The following is an 18,527-nucleotide window of genomic DNA, read 5'->3' on the forward strand; positions in this document are numbered from 1 at the left end:
CTTCGCTTCGCTATCCATGGCGGTCAGCGTTGGTTGCGTTGATTCTGTGCAGATCAGAGGCGAGTTTGTTGCGTGAAATATAGGAAACATTCTCCGCCATCGCATCGATCGCAGTGTTGATACCGTCGAGTGAACGCGCCAGCTGACCGGGGATGCCATCGCTATACGCCTTGCGGTTATAGACCCCATCACCGACACGGGAAAAGCAGGTATTGACCTCTTTAAAGTAAGTCTCCATCAGATCGAGCATATCGTTCAGCTCCCAGGCGATGATGCCGATCTCACCCAGCCCCCCGGTATTAGTAATACGGTGGTGCAGCTCGCCCTTTGCGGTGGCACGAAGCACCGCTTCAATCTTCTGCAACCCCTTCAGAGGGCGTTTAGCCGCCCACCAGGCGTACCAGGTAAAAACGATTGCAATCCCGGGAAAGATCAGCTCTTCCAGATGCAGTCCGTGGTTAATAATCGAGGAGATCGCCAGCCCCATCACCAGCAGGGTAAAGACGATACAGGCGATCAGGAACTGTGTGTTGAGGAAGGGAACACCCTTACTGACGCCGTTCTCATAGTTTTTGTTTGTAGACATATCTGACTCCGTGCTCAAGATTAGGCTTGCAGGTTGAATACCAGCTCTTCGTAACTGGTATTCAGCTCCTTTAGCTTTCCGAGCAGAAACTTCATCGCCTCATCCATCCCCCTCACGGGGACCGACACGCTGCTCAATCGCCAGCATCTCTTGATAAACCGGTGTAAGTGCATCGATCGCTGCCTGTTTCGGCTTCCGCCTGACAGAAAAATAACCTTTTAGATCACCATTGCGATCGTAGTCGGGGGTGACATTGGCAAAGACCCAATAGTAGGAGCCATCGGAGGTCATATTCTTTACAAAACCGAAGAACTCCTGCCCCTGCTCCAGGGTCTGCCAGAGAAAGCGGAAGACGCTACGCGGCATATCGGGGTGTCGCACAACGTTGTGCTGGGTATTGAGAAGCTCCTTTTCGCTATAACCGGCAATCTTCATAAAGACGCGGTTACAGTAGGTGATCCGTCCCTTGATATCAGTCTTACTGACGATGAACTCATCATCGGCAAGTTTCACTTCACGGTTGTTGGGCGTGATCTTCTGCTTCATATCGCTCACTCACTTATATCTAAATGAAGCCTCTCGAGAGAGGGTTGCCATCCTATATTGGTGGCAAAATACCCTGATGCTTGAGCACGACCTGACACTGATGCTACAGCAATCGAAGACTAGCGATATCGATGCGCGCACAGAGCCTTCGGCACAACAGGTACCGGCAACAGGCGCTCATATCCTTGAGAGATGGAGCTAGCCGCAATCGTGGTGAGCGGTGCGAAGATAACTCCCGTAGTGCGTCATACCCAACCGCCTCCCCTGTTGGCTCTTAGTGGCCTTGGTTATCGGTTAGTGGGTCCCTGACACGATTAGAGTCTAGACGCTGAGAAGCGGATATAAAACCACATAATTTGAGGGCTTAACGAGACATCACTGAAACCACTCATCGTCCAAAAACTTTTTTCAGCAGTTCAGTGGTTCGTTCTGCTGGATTGTTGCGGATGGCCGCTTCCTCCCTGGCCTGGTAGTGAAAGATACCGTCCATTCCCTTATCAACCACATAGCCGTTGAGATCCGATTTCACATCACCGACAAAGGGGAGCGACTCATACTTTCCAACCACTCGGTCATAACTCTTCACCGCACCCACCTCATTGAGGGTTCCTTCGACGATCGGCAGCATCTCTTTGCTGAGCGGTGCGGACATCTTGCTGCGGAAATACTGTGTCGCCGCGTCATCAGGGCCGCTATATATCTTCTTCACATCATCGAGCGTCATCTCGCTGATCGCATCGACAAACAGCCGCTTCGCTTTGGGTGTCGCACGTTCGGCAGCGCGGTTCAACTTCAACTCCAGATCATCCAGCATTGAACCCATACCGATGGCCGAGAGCGCCTTGTTCACCTTCTTCAGGCTCTTCGGCAGTGGAATATGGATCTTCGGATCACCATTGAAGCCGTCGGTCTGTCCCAGCTGCCCCACCACCCGTTCGGAACCCACACGTAGCGCCTCCTTTAGGCCATCACCAATCTCACCATCACTCAGTGCCCTGGATGCCTGCTCTTCGACGCCGAAATCTTCCAGCAATTCGCGCCCCTTATCCCACCAACCTGCTGATGCCGTACCCATCAGCAGCGTCAACACCAGTGCTGCGGCCACCCGGCCGACTCCTCTTCCAGAACACACGCTACGTTGATTCACCGCCACCACTCCTCTGTCGGACAACCACTACTGTTTAACACTAACTCTATGCAATCAATAGCGACGATTACATTTAAAATTGTAAAAAACTGTCGATTTAACAAGCCATCTGCTAGCTTCAAGGTCTAGGCATCGGACATTGTTGGGAAGGGCAGCGGACATTTATTGTGATGAAAGAGAGTCATTTTAACTTCAGTTCAAGACAGATTGCCTCAGCTTTCATCACCATAATCATCATTCTGGTTGGTACCTCCTCGCTTAGCCTCTATCAGACCCATCGCGTCTCCAAAGAGCTCAATCGCGTCGTTACCGTTAGCGACGTACAGATAGAGATCGTCAATAAATTTCTAAAACTCGCCCACGAACGCTCGCTTACCCTGCAGAGTATGCTGCTCACACGCGACCCATTTGAACTCGATGATCATCAGATGCGCGCCTCAGCCGCCGCCAGTAACTACCTACGCCTTCGCGACGTCCTGCTGAAGATGGAACTCAGCACCGATGAGCGGGCACTGATCAGGGAACAGGACAAACAGACGATAAATACCGGCATTAAGCAGAGTCGTGTTATCCGACTGGCTGTAGACGGTCAATTTGACCTGGCGCGCGGGCTTCTCTACGACGAGGCGATTCCCAGTCAGGCCAAGGCGATGGGGTTTATGCAGCAATTCATCGACCTCAAGCAGGCAAAAAAGCGCGCCACTATTAGAGAGACCAAGCAGATCATCGACCGCACCACCGACACCATCCTGGTGCTGGTGCTGCTCGGCGTCATCATTAGCATAGCCATCGCCTATATCGTCACTACTCGGCTCAAGCACGAAATCAACTTCCGTAACCAGTTTGAGTCTGAACTGGAACAACGCGTTGAGGAGCGAACCGAGGCGCTGACCTTTATCGCCAGCCACGACACGCTCACGGCCCTTCCTAACCGCGCCGTATTCACCGAGCAGCTTGCCAACTCAGTGAAACACGCCGATCGTAACGGTCAACTGATGGCGCTATTTTTCATGGATCTCGACGGCTTTAAGGCGATCAACGACCTTCACGGTCACGATATTGGCGATAAGGTGCTGATCGAGGTCTGCCGGCGCTTCAAGGAGACGCTCCGTGAGGAGGATGTGGTGGCACGTATCGGGGGTGACGAGTTCACGGTGATCATCAACGAGCTGGAACAGAAGGGCGATGCACTCTCTGTGGCACAGAAGCTCATCACACAGATCAATACACCGATGCGGTTTGATGCTATCGAGTGTCGCGTCGGTATCAGTATCGGTATCAGCTTCTTCCCCAATAACGTTCTCTCACCCGATGCACTTCTGACCGAGGCGGACGATGCGATGTATGCTGCCAAACGTTCCGGCAAGAACCGCTACTCGGTCGCCACCTCCATCGTCTAGGCCACTCAGGGATCAGTCCATCGATCTCGCACCGAAACCCGCAGTAACCCCGTGGTTGAATAACACCCCCCACGCCCACACCATCGAGGCATGGCCCGCTTAGAATCACTCCAATTTGATAACAGCTTTGCACGATTATCCGATGCCTTTCACACCCGCATCTCACCGACACCGCTGTATAGACCCCATCTCGCCTGCTTTAACCATACGGCTGCTGAGCTCATTGAACTCGACCCGGCTGAGGCGCATCGTGCCGAGTTTGTCGACTACTTCAACGGTGCCCGGATACTGCCGGGGGCCGATCCGCTTGCCGCCATCTACGCCGGCCACCAGTTTGGTCATTTTGTGCCACAGCTTGGTGACGGGCGCGCCGTTCTGCTGGGTGAGGTGCGTACCAGTCAGGGTAAGCGCTGGGAGTTGCAGCTCAAGGGATCGGGACAGACACCCTACTCCCGCAGCGCCGATGGTCGCGCCGTACTGCGTTCGACGATTCGAGAGTACCTCTGCAGTGAGGCGATGCATGGTCTTAACATTCCGACCACCCGCGCCCTCTGCATAATCGGCAGCGAAGAGGAGGTCTATCGTGAATCCCTCGAGTCGGGGGCGATGCTGTTACGCATGGCACCCAGCCACCTGCGTTTTGGTAACTTCGAGCTCTTCTACTATCGCAACCAGTACGATGAGCTCAGACAGCTCGCCGACTACGCCATCGACCACCTCTTTCCCGAGATCGCTGACGCTCCCAATCGTTACCTCGAACTGTTTCGTGAGGTCAGCCGTCGAACCGCCGAGCTAATCAGCCGCTGGCAGCTGGTCGGTTTTGCGCACGGCGTGATGAACACCGACAACATGTCACTGCTCGGCCTGACCATCGACTACGGACCCTTTGGCTTTCTCGATAGCTACGACCCCAGCTTTATCTGCAACCACTCAGACCACACCGGCCGCTACGCCTTTGCCGCACAGCCGATGATTGCACGCTGGAATGTCAGTCGTCTTGGCCAGGCGCTGCTGCCGCTGTTTGAGGGTAGTAATAAGGAGGCCGCTGAACACGCCAACGAGACGTTATCCGAGTTCATGCCCCATTTCGATCGCCACTACAGTGCCGGTCTGGCGAAGAAACTGGGACTGACAAGCAGTGATACGAATGACGATCAACTCGTCCAATCACTGCTGAAACAGATGCAGGAGAGTGGCTGCGATTTTACCAACCTGTTCCGCACACTCAGTGACCTACAGCTCGACAACCCGAACGCCGATGGCCCCCTTCGCGACCAGTTCATCGACCGTGATGGTTTTGATCAGTGGACAATCAACTACCGCAAGCGTCTACACGCTGAAGGGAGTCGTGATGAGCTGCGCAAACAGAGCATGGATCGGGTTAATCCTAAATACATATTACGTAACTACCTGGCACAGAGCGCCATTGAACGTGCCGAACAGGGCGACTACAGCGAGGTTGATCGACTCATGAGCCTGCTGCGCGATCCCTTTAGCGAACAGGCGGAGATGAGCGAGTACGCAGCTCTGCCGCCCGACTGGGCGAACACGATTGAGGTCAGCTGCTCCTCGTAAAGAGAGGCACAACCTCCCTGTTAACCACCTCTCAATACCTAACCTTCAGCGACGTAGTCCTCGGTATCGTTACCGGCTACCACCTTGTGGTCGGGTAACTCCATGTGCAGATAGGTCTGGCGGTTCTCTTCATTCTCAAAGTAGATCTCCAGTCCATCTTCACCACTCCCTTCATAGACGCAGGGGTGGCTCTCAGGGTTAGGAACCTCTTTGAGGGAGATCGGATCTAGTGTGGTGCGAATTCTCATCGTACGACCCTCCATAACAGTCAATCACAGGTGTGATAAAGCTATAGTTATCCCGACTGTTTTAGTCAAGATTAGGGTGGTTGTGTAGGCCTATAACCCGTGTGTCTTAATAAGCGTTCTAATCGGCGTGTTAAGAGGGGCTGTTGGTGACGCTGCTCTGCTCGACAAACGCCACAAAATCATGCTCAGCCAGGGGACGTGCATAGAAGAAACCCTGTGCGTTCAGGCACCCCGCTTCGATCAGGAACCGGGTCTGTTCCTCACTCTCAACACCCTCGGCAATCACCTCAAGGTTGAGGCTCTGCGCCAGGTTGATAATCGCATGGGTAATCCGCTCATCGCTCTTATCCTCGGGGATATCGGAGATAAAGGAGCGATCAATCTTGAGTCGGCTGATCGGCAGTCGCTTGAGGTAGTTTAGCGAGGAGTAACCGGTGCCAAAATCATCAATCGCGATCTTTACCCCGAGCGATTTCAGTTCGGTCAGCGGTGGGATACTGCGCTGGATATCTTCCATGATCGCCGTCTCGGTGATCTCCAGCTCCAGGCGATCTGCCGGGAAGCCGCTCTCGTTGAGCAGCCTCTCAACACTCTCAGCAAACGCGGTATCCTCGAGCTGACGTGCGGAGACGTTGGCCGAGAAGACCAGCTGCGAGAGTTGCGGATGTCTGTTCCAACGAGCAGCAAAGGCGAACACCTGCCCCAGCACCCAGACACCGATCTCACCGATCAGCCCCGCCTCCTCGGCGATCTGGATAAACTTCATCGGTGAAACGCTGCCCAACGTAGGATGGTTCCAGCGCAGCAGTGCTTCGGCACCTGTGACCTGGCCGCTCGTCAGATCGATCTGTGGCTGGTAGTGGAGGGTGAGCTGTTCGCGTTGAATCGCCATCGAGAGTTCACGCTCAATTTCCATGCGCTGCAGCAATATCTGGTTGAGACGCTCGGTAAAGAACTGGAAGTTGGCACGCCCCGACTCCTTGGCGTGATACATCGCCGTATCGGCATTCTTGATCAGGGTAGCGATATCGTTGCCGTCGTCAGGGAAGAGACTGATGCCGATACTTGGCGATACCTTGAGCACCTCATTATCAACCCGGCACTCCTCAGAGACGCTCTTTAGCAGTTTCTCGGCAATATGCGCCACATCACCGATGCTCTCCACCTCCGGCAGGATAATGATGAACTCATCACCGCCCTGACGACAGACAGTATCGCTGGCGCGTACCACTGAGGTGAGCCGCTTGGCGACGATCTTGAGCAACATATCGCCGTAGTGATGGCCGAGCGAGTCGTTGATCACTTTAAAACGATCGAGATCGATGAAGAGGATCGCTACGTTGCCATGGATACGTTTCGCCTTGGCGATCGCCATCTCCAGGCGGTCCTGCATCAGGGTGCGGTTGGGCAGGCCAGTGAGTGCATCATGGTGCGCCATATGCTGGATGCGTTCCTCCTTCTCTTTGTAGCTCGTGGCGTCGGAGAAGATGGCGATGTAGTTGCAGATATGACCGGCACCATCACTCAGTGTGGTAATGGTGAGCCACTCGGGGAAGACGGTACCGTCCTTGCGGCGGTTCCAGATCTCCCCCTTCCAGTAACCCGTCTCCCTTACCTGCTCCCACATCTCGGTGTAGAACGTCTCATCGTGGCGCCCGGAGGAGAGGAGCGCTGAGGCTGCCCCACCACCTCTTCAAGGCTATAGCCGGTGATGTCGTAAAACTCTCGTTAACCGTAACGATATGATTATCTGCATCGGTGATCAGGATCGCCTCTCCGCTGTGCTTGAAAACCATACCCCACAGCAGTAGCTGATCATGGCTCACCTTCTCCTGACTGATGTCGTGCAGGATCAGCGTCTCGCCAACATGGTTCCCATCATCATCGAGCAGCATCGAACTGATCGAGCGGACATAGATCGATGAACCATCATCTCTGGCGTAGTGTTCGATACCACTGTTATTGCTCTCGGCAAAATCATCGCTATCGCAGAAGAGCTGCTCGGTAGGTAGTCTCAGCTCATCGCTTACGACCTCGCATCTCTTCGCTGCTATAACCAAACATCCGCTCTGCTGCAGGATTCCAGTTCACCACGCTGCGGTCGAGGTTGGTGGTAATGATCGCCTCACTGGTCTGCTCGATGATCCCCGCCAGCATTCGGTCACGTTCTGCACTATCGCGAATGTTCTCGGTCATCTCCTCAGCCAGCTGTGCGGCACGCTGCTGCAGCACCTCATTGTTCTCCTGCAGCTCCTTGACCAGAATCGCATTCTGCCTGGCGATCTGAATGTCGTAACTCAGCAGCAGCAGTGTGCCGAGCATTAGAAGCAGCGTGACCGAGGCGGTAACTACCGCCAGGGTGGCACTATCCAGCCCGGTCGGATCTGCGAGACAGATGGCATTAGGATCGAAGTAGGCGGCGCCCATCGCCACGTAGTGCATGCCCGAGATCGCCACTCCCATCACTACCGAGCTGAGCAGCTTCTTGGCCGAGAACATCATCACCGGCCCATCGTCACTATTGTGGAAGGCAAGCTTGAGCGCGTAGAGCGAGGCGGCGAAGGCTATCAGGAACGAGAGCGCCACCATCATCGGTTCATACTGAATCGGCGGTGACATCTTCAATGCCGCCATACCGGTGTAGTGCATCGCCGCAATGCCACTACCCATCAACAGACCGCTGGCAATGAGCGTTCTAAGCCGGTGAATGCCGTTACGGATCAGTGCCAGCGCAAACAGCGAAGCGACAATCGCCATCACAATCGAGGCGAAGGTAATCGGGATATCGTAGGCGAGTGGAATCGACAGGTGGAAGGCGAGCATACCGACAAAGTGCATCGACCAGATGCCGACACCCATCGCAACGGCACCGCCCATGAGCCAGTACCACCCCTTGCGCCCCTGTACATGCGGGACTTTGGCGGCAAGACTCAGCGCGGTAAAACCCGCCAGGATTGCCAAAACAACAGAGAGGGTGACTAGCCAGTAGTCGTAGTAGTAGTTCATTGCGTGGAGTGGGTCCGCAGCAGGTTCAACGTTCACCTACTGGCACATAAAATTACTATGCAGCAAGTCGTGACTGAGACCAATCCGTGTCATAACTAATTCTATGGATTCTAATATGGATAGCCCCCGCCATACACCCGCAGAAACAAAGGGTATTAGCTAGACTCATTACAATATTGCCTGCAGACGACGGCACTGCCGGTGAGCACCGTCGTCTGACGCTTGAAAAACGGTTAGAGCAGATAGTGATGCCGCTAATCGATAACTTCGTAAATCGCGTCGATCTGTCGCTCCGCCTCGTGCCAGTCCTGATGCACATTACCGCCATCAAAACCGCGCTCTTCGGCAATGTAGTAGGCCGCCTCGGCGATCATGTGACGCCTGACACCGGCACTGATGCCGATCTTCTTGTTAACGACGCCCTTCTTCGCTGCAGCACGTTTTTTCGCTGCGGCCTTCTTCACCACCTTTTTCTTGGCGACGACCTTCTTTTTTGCAGCCGCCTTCTTCTTCGGAGCAGCCCTCTTTTTAGCCGCCACTTTTTTCTCTGCCATCTTTAATCTCCCTTCTATCTCTTCTGTTTACGAATTTGGTACCAGCACACCGGCATTGAAAACCGGAGTATTCGTCCATTCAGTGATTGAACAATGACGAGGTTGCGGCAATATGGGCTGTACTATAGTAGAAATTGAGCGTTATGAGGGGCAGAAAGGTGCACTACGATGATTTATCTGGAGAGCGGTAGTGGCAATCCGACCTGGACTGGCCTGCGCCTACCCAACGCTCTGTACCGCCATCGGTGTAATCCTGTTATTGCTGGTGATCTGGGCGGTAGCCGCCTTCATCAAACAGGTCTGGCTGCACCGAAACGATAAGTAACGATAAGCGCCTTCAGATCGGCTCCTCCACCTCATCAACGCCACCTGCAGGTAGCTCCTGCCCGGTACGTTTGTCCTCATACATCCGCTTGTCGCTGAGGTTAAGCAGTACCGGTCCACTCATCCCATCGTCTGGATAGAGAGCAATGCCGATACTGACATCCAGCATCATCGACTCCTCGTAGACGGTAAAGGATGTATTAAACAGCGCCTTGATCTTGCCCGCCAACCGTTCTACATCGCGACGATGCTTCACCTCACTCATCAGCACCACAAACTCATCACCGTGAAGCCGGGCCAGGGTATCGTGGCTACGCACAATCACCGCAATCCGCTCCACCACCCGCTTGAGTAGCAGATCACCCACCTTGTGACCGTGATTGTCATTAACTGCCTTGAAACGGTCGAGATCCATGTAGAGCAGGGCCACGCGAAGATTGCTGCGCCTGGCATGGCGAATCGCCTGTTCAACCCGGTCCATCAGCAGATTCTTGTTGGGCAGACCGGTAAGCGCATCGAAGTTGGCCATATTGAACAGCGTCTCATGAGCCGTCAGCTGCTCGACACGTTTGCGATAGAGGATGATTGAGAACCAGCTTGCGAGCAGAAAGGTGACGATTACCATGATCGAGAAGATACCGATCTCCATCATGTCGACATCACGCCAGCAAACCTCATAGTGGATCTTGAGTAGAAAGGGCTGAGAGCCATTACTCACCTGCATGCTCTTCTCAAAACTTGGGAAAAGCCAACCTGGCCAGAACGCCTCATGCTTCTCGTATTGCGCCGAGGTCAGCAGCTGATCCTCAGCGGGCATTGCACCTCGGTACCAGACCGAGGCCTTCAACCCTCGCGCTGTCGAACCCAGCTCGGTAGCAGCGTCTTTGCATTGACCACCATCAATACGGAGTAAGGATCGTTCAACACATCGGCGCGCTGCTCATAGCTGCGCACCGCGGCAACCGGTTGGAAAATTAGATAGACCAGCACCCCGTCCACCGTTTTGAAGGGGCGCGAAGCAATCTGCCGCCCCGCCATCAACGATCGCCTCACCGTCTGTTCCAGCGTGGCCGAGGTGCTCAACAGATCGATTCCCAACTCATCCATAACCTCGGGCACTTCAGGTTCGATGAAGACCACCGGGTAATAGACCTCGCTCTCGGCAACAGAATGGACCTTTCGGTCAGACTCATAACCGAAGGTATGGATCTCAAAATCGGCATAACCCGCCGTGCGCATGCGCCGTACCAGTCCTGTTCGCTCTGCAGGCGTGACACGCTGACTCAACTCCATCATGTAGATATAGGGGAACTGCTTCCTGATCAGTTGTGCGTATCGACGGACGTTGTCTAAATTGACCTGGGGTGTCGCTGCGATATAGCTGGCAAACCCCTCCAGGGAGGCCTCGTAGATACGGGTTCTGTCGTTGACATGCATCAGCACTCGACTTGAGAGCTGATCAAAATCCTCACGAATATCGCTGATTTCAAATCGAACCAGCCCGGGGAGTCGCTATTTTTGCGAAAGTTTGTTTTGGGCATCCAAGCCCAAGCAAACAGCAAAAACTTCACGCGACCGTTTATGCCTGCGGCGCCCCGACCGTCCTGCGTACGTTGCGTAATCACCTCTTCGCGGCTCTACACAACTCCCTCAGTGACTCTACGCCGACATAAAGCCGCTGCTGCATCTTCTTCGTCGTTCGCTCGCGCTCTCAACTACGAATAGGCAGACGGCGTCGACTATCGGGGACTAACCGCCCTCACTTCGCTCTCCATGGCGGTCAGCGAGCGAAAACGAGAGCAGCAGCACGGCCACCCAGACGAATGGCAGCACAAACCGATAAATTAAAAGACGCTCTCCCATAGCGAGACGACACACTCCCTGCTGCTCTCTGTTATTTTAATTATCGAAGGTGTAACCATAGACCAACATTCGTAATTATCCAGTTTATCAATTAGTTGCCACGTAACGCACCAGAGATACGAGGCTATTTTGTTAGTGGTACCACCTCTATACCTGAAAGATTAATTGTCGCTGTTGTGAAGAGTGCTAAAATCTCATGGCACTCCATACCCAACTCCCCAAGGCCACACGCCATGATCCCTCTCGTTCAACCCACCTCATCCGGTCTACTTCAGGCCCTGGAAGATCTCGACAAGGGAATTGTCAGCCACACCAACTGGCTCAAGATGCTACATCGCGCACTGATCTGTGATGATGAGAAGGCCGATGAGAAGGACATCCAGCCCAACGCCCACTGCAACTGCAACTTCGGCCAGTGGTACTACAGCGGTAAACACCCCGAACTTGATGAGATGGAGATCTTTGCCGAGATCGGCCGACAGCACCAGGCCATGCACGACAATGCACGCGAGATCCTCTTGAAAAGTGACCGTGAAGAGCCGATCGTCTTCGAGGACTACGACAGCTTCATCAGCCTTGCGATCGATTTCAAACTCGAGATTCGAAAACTGCAGCAGCAGATCATTGATCAGGTCTGTGTAGTCGACCACCTCACCGGCGCCTGGAATCGTCAGTCGATGACCTCACGCCTGACACAGGAGTATGAGCGGGTGGTGCGTAGCGGTAATAGCTGTTCGATCTGCATGCTCGATATCGATCATTTCAAACAGGTCAACGACACCCACGGCCACGCCGGTGGCGATCAGGTGCTCAAGGGCATTATCGATCGTTGCGTTAAAGAGCTACGCGCCTACGATTCGATCTTCCGCTACGGCGGCGAAGAGTTTCTGCTCTGCCTGCCTGACATCAATCCCGCTGCCGCTCATCCGCTGATTGAGCGACTTCGTATAACCATCGAAGAATCTCCCTTCGAGCTGAATAATGGAAACAGCGTCAAGGTGACCGCCTCATTCGGCATCGCACACATCACCCCTGAGAAAACGCTCGAGGATGTCATCGTTGAGGCCGATCACGCACTGCTCTATGCCAAAAGTCAGGGGCGTAACTGCATCTGCACCTGGAACACCTGACGCCAACTATCGCCATCCGTCAGCAAACCGATTGCCGGCGTAACCCACAAGCACGGGGACATCAGGCCCTTGCATGTGGGTAGAATGGTTTCAACAGCAATCACCAAACAAACCATAAATGCATCCGTCAACAAGGAATCGTTTCGAAGAGGTCGCCCTTTTAATCACCTTCATCATATTCATGATGATTTTGGGTGAGTGGTGGAGCGTCTACGAATTTAATACCGACGAGGGGCTTAACCTGCAAAAGGCCGCACTGGTCAACAGTGGTTATCAGCTCTACAGCGATATCTGGAGCGACCAACCCCCCGTCCTCACCTACATACTTGCAGCCGTTCACGAACTCTTTCCATTTTCAGTCACCGCCGCTCGTACTACGATCCTGCTTTTCTCGGCAGTTCTGTTCATCTCACTATTCCGTATCGTTAGACGCTTCGAGGGTAGAGGTCCAGCACTCGCTGCCGTATCTATTCTTGCTAGCGGCAAACTCTATCTAACACTGAGTGTCTCAGTAATGATTGGATTACCAGCGATCGCACTCACGGTGCTGGCAATCGATATCTTAACCATCAACTCTCCAGCCTCACGATGGATCAGAACCGTCACTGCGGGCATCGTCTACGCACTCGCGTTACAGATAAAACTCTTCGTTGTCACTGCAGCTCCAGCGCTGCTTCTAGCGGCTTGGTTTGCCAAACGAGATGAGAAGGTTAATGGGTATGCCAAGATTGACTCGATTAAGAACAGCATCATATTCATCATCACCCTAATTCTCTCGATCTATACTCCATCGCTACTACTGCACTCATACCATTTCGAACAACTCATCCTGCCGCACACCGCAGCGGCTTCCACAGCGATCTACGCGGAGAGCGGCGGATTTACGGCGCTGCTCACTCATTTATGGAAATCCTCTACAGCAGCCCTCCTCTTCGGCACCATCGGCATCCTGCTCACCACTCTACATTTCAGCCGATCAAGAGCAGTGGCCCTGCTCTGGCTTACCGTCGGCTTCATTGCACTCACAATCCATCGTCCACTCTGGTTTCACCATCCACTGCTTCTGGTCATACCACTTAGCTGGCTTGGTGGAATCGCATTAGCCGACCTACTCAACAGCGGTGGCAGACTAAGAGCTTATAGACCCCCCTATTTTGAAAACCTTGGCCGGTATCGCTTTCTAGTCACCATCGTCATACTCCTCCTCAGCCTCCAGCTCATCGCAAACATCTGGAAAAATATTTGGAAAACCCACAAGGTTTTCAATCAGCAATCATCCAATTACGATCATCATGCCGTGGCACGCCTCAAACTTTTTCTCGACGACACTCAGCAGCTCGTTACCGACCGCCCCATGGATGCCTATCGGGTTGGAAGATTAGTACCACCCGAACTCGCTGTCTGGTCTTCAAAACGCAGAAGCACTCATGCTATTACCGACGAAGATGTACTAAAGATCATCGCCCGCACGCCGGCAACACAGGTCAGTCTGCGACGTTTCGTCCATACCGAAGACTTTCTAAGCCAGATAGAGAAACAGCTCACCCTGACCAGCTCGGTACTCAAGAGCAACAAAGGAAAGAGAGCTTTCCATTTCTCTCCTGTCTCCAGCAAATACCGAACCGCTGATAAAATTCAGGCAGAGCTGAAAGCTGACGACCTTGCCAACAAGCTGCTAAGTAAACTGCCACATGCAAACACTACTGGCGTAGGTGGCCTCTGGCGTATCACTGACAACAAACACTACGACCGACCCAGCTCATCAAAGCCATTACCAGTCCACTCTATTATTAGCCGTCCTGCAGGCTCAGCGCAGGAGGTCGGGAGCTGCCTCATCGCCGCCTGGGAGCAGACGGCTGAAATCACTCTGTTACTTGAAGCGATCAAGATTGGTGAAGCACTGAGTTGCACACAGAGCGTGGGCGGCGGCTGGAAAATATCTGCGCCCTGTACCAGGGAAGATCATGCTCAACCAGATGACAAAAAGACAACCTTTGATGACGGCACGATCACCTCTGCTCTCTACTACGCGCTCAATCTCCATGACGCATTAATCAGCGCCAATCTTCCGATACCCGAATGGTTGCCCACCATGATTGATCGCGGTCTCAATTTCATAGTTAACAAGCAATCAGACGATGGTAGCTGGCCACAGGCACTGCACTCTTCCGGTTACAGCACACTACCCACTCTTAATGATGACGCAATGACGGGCACTATCCGCTTACTTATTCGTGCCAACATTCGTAACCATAACAATCGATATCTTGACGCCGCCCGACGTGCTGGCGACTACCTTCTAAAGGTTCAGGGCCTCAGCACACAAACCGCCTTTGCACAGCAGTACGACACTGATGGAATACCCACCGCTGCCAGAACATTTGAACCCGCCGCCTATGCCTCACTGGAAACGGCTTATGCAATCAACGCCCTGATCGATCTCTACATAGCCACCAGTGATGAACACTACCGTAGCGCGGCTGAGAGGGCAGCGACGTGGTTACGACAAAGCGTTATTGCACCCGAACAGTGGGCTCGTCTCTATGAGGTTGCTAGCAACCGACCACTCTATGCCAGTCGCGCAGGGGAGAGCTTCTATTCAATCGAGCAACTATCCGACGATGAACGTAGTCGTTACCGCTGGATCGGTGGTTATGAAGAGTTTCCAGACATCAAACTTGCACTCGACCGAATGGAGTTATTGAAGCAGGGACGTGAAGCGGTACACACCTATGACGAAGCCTTTGAGAACACGGCACTGCTAGCACTCTCACCCACCGCGAGAGCCTGGTTTGATCCTGAGCGCGCAATAGAGAATCCTCCACCGGACTTTATCTCATCACGACACTACGTTGAAAGCTGTGCCCAGATGATCGGACAACACCGACAGCAGCCGATGCTCCACTCACCGTCGAGCGTACCGTAGCCATTCCACTATTCAGTCTTAGGCTCGATCTCCAACATCGGTTCTGTTCCCTCACCCGCCTTGATCTCGATGTCGCTCTCATGACTGCCACTGCTATTGGATGCGCGCAGTCGATAGGTACCACTATTTAGATGCCAGACCGGTTTGTTGTTTCGGTAATCAATACGACGGTGATTACCGTGTAGATCAGGCTTACTCTCAAACAGGGTGAATGTGATACCACTTGTGATCGGTTCACCATCTTTGATTTTTGCACTCGGTCTCAGGTAACCCGCATCGAGATTGAGTTTGATATCGTTTCCTACACCGGAGTTCATCTCGATTTCCATTTCGGTATAGGCGAGATCGTACTGCGCCTTGAGCAGATATTTTCCTGCGCCGAGATGCCACACCGGCTTGTGTGAGCGGTAGTCGATACGGCGGCGATTACCGTGCAGATCCTGTTTCAGCTCATAGAGACTGAAGGTGACATCCCGCTCGATCGGTTTGCCTTCGGCACTCAGCGCCGCAGTCGGTCGCAGATAGCCACCATTAAGATTGATCGCTGGTTCGGTACCGGTCCCCGGCTTGATTTCGATCTCCGTCTGCGCCGAGATCAGATCATACTGCGCCTTTAGCAGATAGCTTCCCGCACCGAGATGCCAGACAGGCTTGTGCGAGCGGTAGTCGATACGACGTCGGTTACCGTGAATGTCAGTCTTGGTCTCATAGAGTGAGAAGGTAACATCACGCTCGATCGGCTTACCGCCTTCACTCAACATCGCTACCGGTTTGAGATAACCGGTATTAAGATTCAACAGCGGTTCACTGCCCTGAGCAGCTGTGATCTCCACCTCGGTCTCAGCGGCTGACAGATCGTACTGCGCCTTGAGCAGATAACTCCCCTCTCCTATATGCCAGACCGGTTTATGCGAGCGGTAGTCGATACGCTGTCGCGCCCACTTCTCGTTGACCGTATAGATAGTGAAGGTGACATCACGCTCGATCGGCTGGCTGCTCTCACTCAGCACCGCTGCTGGCTTCAGGTAACCCGCCTTGAGATTGAGCTGCGGCTCGGTGCCTTGATTGGCCATGATTTCAATCTCTGTTTCGGTCACTGCCAGGTCGTACTGTGCTTTCAACAGGTAGTTACCCACACCGATATGCCAGACCGGCTTGTGCGAGCGGTAGTCAATACGCTGCCGCGCCCCCTTCTCATTCACCGAATAGATCGTAAAGGTGACATCACGCTCCAGTGGCTGGCTGCTCTCACTCAGACTGGCGACCGGCTTGAGAAAACCCGCATTGAGATTAAGCACTGGCCCACTCTCCTGCTCGGCCATAATATCGACCTCCGTCTCGGCGACGGCAAGATCGTACTGCGCCTTCAACAGGTAGTTACCCGCGCCGATATGCCAGACCGGTTTGTGCGAACGATAGTCGATGCGCTGCCGTGCCCCCTTCTCGTTAACGCTATAGATGGTGAAGGTTACATCGCGCTCCAGCGCTTCACTCCCCTCACTGAGGGTTGCAGAGGGTTTGAGAAGACCGGCATTGAGGTTGAGCATCGGCTCGTTATCCACACCGCCTCAATCTCAATCTCCACCTCGGCTACGGCAAGGTCGTACTGCGCCTTGAGCAGATAGTGTCCCGCACCGAGGTGCCATACCGGTTTGTGTGAACGGTAATCGATACGACTGCGGTTGCCTCTGGAATCGCGTTTGTAGATGGTGAAGGTGACATCGCGCTCAAGCGCGGCACCTCCCTCGCTCAGGGTTGCGGTCGGTTTTAGGTAAGCCGCGTTTAGTACCAGGGTGTGGTTGGTCGTACCATCGGCTTTCACCTCAACCATTTCAGTCGCACGCGCCAGATCGTACTGCCCCTCAATCACATAGTGACCCGGCTTCACATCGAAGAAGGGGGTACCGGTCGCCTCATGTAGGCGTTTTCCTCTCTTACCGTCCTGCTTCGCCTCGAAGAGACGGAAACGCACATCACGGCTCAGCACCTCACCACCCTCTTCCAGGGTCGCCATCAGTTTCAAACCGGCTGGTCCCGTCTCCTTAGGAGGAGGGGGTGGTGGGGGCGCGGGTTTCGGCTCTGGCTTGGCCTCTACCTTCGGCTCCGGCTTGGGCTCCGGCTTGGGTTCAGGCTTCGGCACTACCTTTGGCTTCGGCTCCGCCCTGGTAACAATCTCAACCGTCTTAACCATCGCATCGTGCAGACCGGCAGCACCGCGTGCCGAGAAGTACTCACCACCGGTATTGTTTGCCAGACACTCCAGCTGGGCACGGTCCCGCTCATCACTGATATCAAAACCGATCACATGGGTAGTGAAGTCGACACCGCTCTTCTCAAGCGCCGTTCCCAGCTCACAGGGATTCATATCGCAGGTCTCACGTCCATCGGAGATCAGGATCACCGTCGCACGCTCTTCGGTATATTTCAGCGCCTCGGCCGCCTGTTTTACAGCGGCGCTGAGTGGCGTCTTCCCCTTGGGATTAATCGCATTGAGCACCTTCATAGCGCGGTCGGGTTCGACCGTCGAGATCGGCACCACCATCTCGATATCACCACAATCACCCTTGCGTCGATGGCCGTAGGTGATGATGCCGAGATCGGTATTACTGTCCCAGTCGTTAAGTAGCCCCTCGATCACCTGTCGTGAGATGTCGATCTTGGTACGCCCCTTGATCTGCCCCCACATGCTGCCAGAGGAGTCGAGCACCATAATCACCTGCTCTCGCTCTGCCGCATTGATCGCAGTTAATTGAAAAGGCAGGGTAATAAGAAGAAGTAGTATCGAGAGGATAGTGCCAATAGTTATTCGCATGATGTGCGCTCCTGCCACTCGCAAGTTCGAGTAGAAATCGATGCAGATCGAATTTTTTGACTATCATTAAGCGTGTTGGGAAGAAGTATAGTTTGTTTATCTGCACCCGCTATGACACCGGGTACAGCGCTTTCGATTCGCTCGGGAGGATGCATGAAACGCTACGTTCAACTCTTCGCTCTACTGCTCGGCATCCTAATCGGCGCTAATGCTGTCGCCGAAGATCCCTTCAAGCCGACCTACTGGACCCTCAAGCTCAAACCACACGATGAGATTCCACTGGCCCAGGTGGCAATGGTCGGCGGCGAGACCTTTCCCGATGAGTACGGCGTCTCCTTCCAACTCCCCACACTCAGCGCCAAACAGCCGGTCGATCTTTTCGTCCACAGCCTGGAGGGCAATCCACTTAA

Annotated in this window: 18 protein-coding genes; 6 read left to right on the top strand and 12 right to left on the bottom strand. The window is 53.8% G+C overall.

From position 1 onward, the window contains the following. Positions 1–10 precede the first annotated feature (10 nt). The 3 genes from HUE57_RS01610 to HUE57_RS01620 all read right to left on the bottom strand — a co-directional run bounded on the left by HUE57_RS01610 (position 11) and on the right by HUE57_RS01620 (position 2,279). Entirely contained in the window at positions 11–586 is a 576-nt protein-coding gene (locus HUE57_RS01610; RefSeq protein ID WP_174672584.1) for a methyl-accepting chemotaxis protein, read from the bottom strand. Positions 587–685: 99 nt separating this feature from the next. Continuing rightward, the gene (locus tag HUE57_RS01615; protein ID WP_135622199.1) at positions 686–1,132 is read right to left on the bottom strand and encodes a PAS domain-containing protein; all 447 of its coding nucleotides are present in this window, start codon (positions 1,130–1,132) and stop codon (positions 686–688) included. 388 nt (positions 1,133–1,520) lie between these two features. Then, complete coding sequence (locus HUE57_RS01620) at positions 1,521–2,279, bottom strand: DUF4197 domain-containing protein (protein WP_236725683.1); 759 nt, start codon at positions 2,277–2,279, stop codon at positions 1,521–1,523. Between the two features lie 170 nt (positions 2,280–2,449). Between HUE57_RS01620 and HUE57_RS01625 the strand changes: the two genes are divergently transcribed. Next, entirely contained in the window at positions 2,450–3,679 is a 1,230-nt protein-coding gene (locus HUE57_RS01625) for a diguanylate cyclase domain-containing protein (protein ID WP_078483705.1), read from the top strand. A 90-nt stretch (positions 3,680–3,769) separates the two neighbouring features. Beyond that, positions 3,770–5,254, top strand: a complete 1,485-nt coding sequence (locus tag HUE57_RS01630; RefSeq protein ID WP_078483706.1) for a protein adenylyltransferase SelO — start codon at positions 3,770–3,772, stop codon at positions 5,252–5,254. Positions 5,255–5,292: 38 nt separating this feature from the next. On the opposite strand, the gene HUE57_RS01635 is transcribed toward HUE57_RS01630, so the two are convergent. From HUE57_RS01635 to HUE57_RS01655, 5 genes are all read right to left on the bottom strand, one after another. Next, positions 5,293–5,502, bottom strand: coding sequence for a hypothetical protein (locus HUE57_RS01635; protein ID WP_078483709.1), 210 nt, complete (start codon positions 5,500–5,502; stop codon positions 5,293–5,295). A gap of 130 nt (positions 5,503–5,632) precedes the next feature. Continuing rightward, a complete protein-coding gene (locus HUE57_RS01640; RefSeq protein ID WP_174672586.1) occupies positions 5,633–7,129 on the bottom strand; it encodes a putative bifunctional diguanylate cyclase/phosphodiesterase in 1,497 nt (498 codons plus the stop codon). A 16-nt stretch (positions 7,130–7,145) separates the two neighbouring features. Further along, positions 7,146–7,562 (bottom strand): hypothetical protein, encoded by a 417-nt coding sequence (locus tag HUE57_RS01645; RefSeq protein WP_174672587.1) that lies wholly within the window; start codon positions 7,560–7,562, stop codon positions 7,146–7,148. Next, on the bottom strand, positions 7,522–8,544 hold the full coding sequence (locus tag HUE57_RS01650) for an MHYT domain-containing protein (protein WP_174672588.1): 1,023 nt from the start codon (positions 8,542–8,544) through the stop codon (positions 7,522–7,524). Before HUE57_RS01650 ends, HUE57_RS01645 begins: the two co-directional genes overlap by 41 nt. Positions 8,545–8,762: 218 nt before the next feature. Next, the gene (locus tag HUE57_RS01655) at positions 8,763–9,062 is read right to left on the bottom strand and encodes a DUF2934 domain-containing protein (protein WP_078485166.1); all 300 of its coding nucleotides are present in this window, start codon (positions 9,060–9,062) and stop codon (positions 8,763–8,765) included. A gap of 190 nt (positions 9,063–9,252) precedes the next feature. Here HUE57_RS01655 and HUE57_RS19485 point away from each other — a divergent pair, with 190 nt between their 5' ends. After that, on the top strand, positions 9,253–9,387 hold the full coding sequence (locus HUE57_RS19485; protein WP_269087675.1) for a hypothetical protein: 135 nt from the start codon (positions 9,253–9,255) through the stop codon (positions 9,385–9,387). Positions 9,388–9,399: 12 nt separating this feature from the next. Here the strand turns inward: HUE57_RS19485 and HUE57_RS01660 are convergent, their stop codons facing one another. Then, positions 9,400–10,203: a GGDEF domain-containing protein gene (locus tag HUE57_RS01660; protein WP_174672589.1), complete on the bottom strand. Its 804-nt coding sequence runs from the start codon at positions 10,201–10,203 to the stop codon at positions 9,400–9,402. A gap of 26 nt (positions 10,204–10,229) precedes the next feature. Continuing rightward, positions 10,230–10,823 (bottom strand): CHASE domain-containing protein, encoded by a 594-nt coding sequence (locus HUE57_RS01665; protein WP_174672590.1) that lies wholly within the window; start codon positions 10,821–10,823, stop codon positions 10,230–10,232. 81 nt (positions 10,824–10,904) lie between these two features. Here HUE57_RS01665 and HUE57_RS01670 point away from each other — a divergent pair, with 81 nt between their 5' ends. The 3 genes from HUE57_RS01670 (at position 10,905) to HUE57_RS01680 (ending at position 15,305) form a co-directional block, all read left to right on the top strand. Next, a complete protein-coding gene (locus HUE57_RS01670) occupies positions 10,905–11,111 on the top strand; it encodes a hypothetical protein (protein WP_174672546.1) in 207 nt (68 codons plus the stop codon). A 371-nt stretch (positions 11,112–11,482) separates the two neighbouring features. Beyond that, positions 11,483–12,379, top strand: coding sequence for a diguanylate cyclase (locus HUE57_RS01675; RefSeq protein WP_078484675.1), 897 nt, complete (start codon positions 11,483–11,485; stop codon positions 12,377–12,379). Positions 12,380–12,497: 118 nt separating this feature from the next. After that, a complete protein-coding gene (locus tag HUE57_RS01680; protein ID WP_078484676.1) occupies positions 12,498–15,305 on the top strand; it encodes a pectate lyase in 2,808 nt (935 codons plus the stop codon). Between the two features lie 8 nt (positions 15,306–15,313). On the opposite strand, the gene HUE57_RS01685 is transcribed toward HUE57_RS01680, so the two are convergent. Further along, complete coding sequence (locus HUE57_RS01685) at positions 15,314–16,867, bottom strand: hypothetical protein (protein WP_174672591.1); 1,554 nt, start codon at positions 16,865–16,867, stop codon at positions 15,314–15,316. Next, a complete protein-coding gene (locus HUE57_RS01690; RefSeq protein ID WP_174672592.1) occupies positions 16,774–18,117 on the bottom strand; it encodes a vWA domain-containing protein in 1,344 nt (447 codons plus the stop codon). Before HUE57_RS01690 ends, HUE57_RS01685 begins: the two co-directional genes overlap by 94 nt. Between the last annotated feature and the right edge of the window lie 410 nt (positions 18,118–18,527).

The organism is Candidatus Reidiella endopervernicosa (genome assembly GCF_013343005.1).
Lineage (GTDB): Bacteria > Pseudomonadota > Gammaproteobacteria.

Excerpts from the sequence above, each read along its gene's own strand:
- HUE57_RS01640 (WP_174672586.1), bottom strand. The coding sequence starts at position 7,129 with ATGTGGGAGCAGGTAAGGGAGACGGGTTACTGGAAGGGGGAGATCTGG.
- HUE57_RS01610 (WP_174672584.1), bottom strand. The coding sequence starts at position 586 with ATGTCTACAAACAAAAACTATGAGAACGGCGTCAGTAAGGGTGTTCCC.
- HUE57_RS01675 (WP_078484675.1), top strand. The coding sequence starts at position 11,483 with ATGATCCCTCTCGTTCAACCCACCTCATCCGGTCTACTTCAGGCCCTG.
- HUE57_RS01665 (WP_174672590.1), bottom strand. The coding sequence starts at position 10,823 with ATGCATGTCAACGACAGAACCCGTATCTACGAGGCCTCCCTGGAGGGG.
- HUE57_RS01680 (WP_078484676.1), top strand. The coding sequence starts at position 12,498 with ATGCATCCGTCAACAAGGAATCGTTTCGAAGAGGTCGCCCTTTTAATC.
- HUE57_RS01615 (WP_135622199.1), bottom strand. The coding sequence starts at position 1,132 with ATGAAGCAGAAGATCACGCCCAACAACCGTGAAGTGAAACTTGCCGAT.
- HUE57_RS01655 (WP_078485166.1), bottom strand. The coding sequence starts at position 9,062 with ATGGCAGAGAAAAAAGTGGCGGCTAAAAAGAGGGCTGCTCCGAAGAAG.
- HUE57_RS01630 (WP_078483706.1), top strand. The coding sequence starts at position 3,770 with ATGGCCCGCTTAGAATCACTCCAATTTGATAACAGCTTTGCACGATTA.
- HUE57_RS01660 (WP_174672589.1), bottom strand. The coding sequence starts at position 10,203 with ATGCCCGCTGAGGATCAGCTGCTGACCTCGGCGCAATACGAGAAGCAT.
- HUE57_RS01690 (WP_174672592.1), bottom strand. The coding sequence starts at position 18,117 with ATGCGAATAACTATTGGCACTATCCTCTCGATACTACTTCTTCTTATT.
- HUE57_RS01635 (WP_078483709.1), bottom strand. The coding sequence starts at position 5,502 with ATGAGAATTCGCACCACACTAGATCCGATCTCCCTCAAAGAGGTTCCT.
- HUE57_RS01625 (WP_078483705.1), top strand. The coding sequence starts at position 2,450 with ATGAAAGAGAGTCATTTTAACTTCAGTTCAAGACAGATTGCCTCAGCT.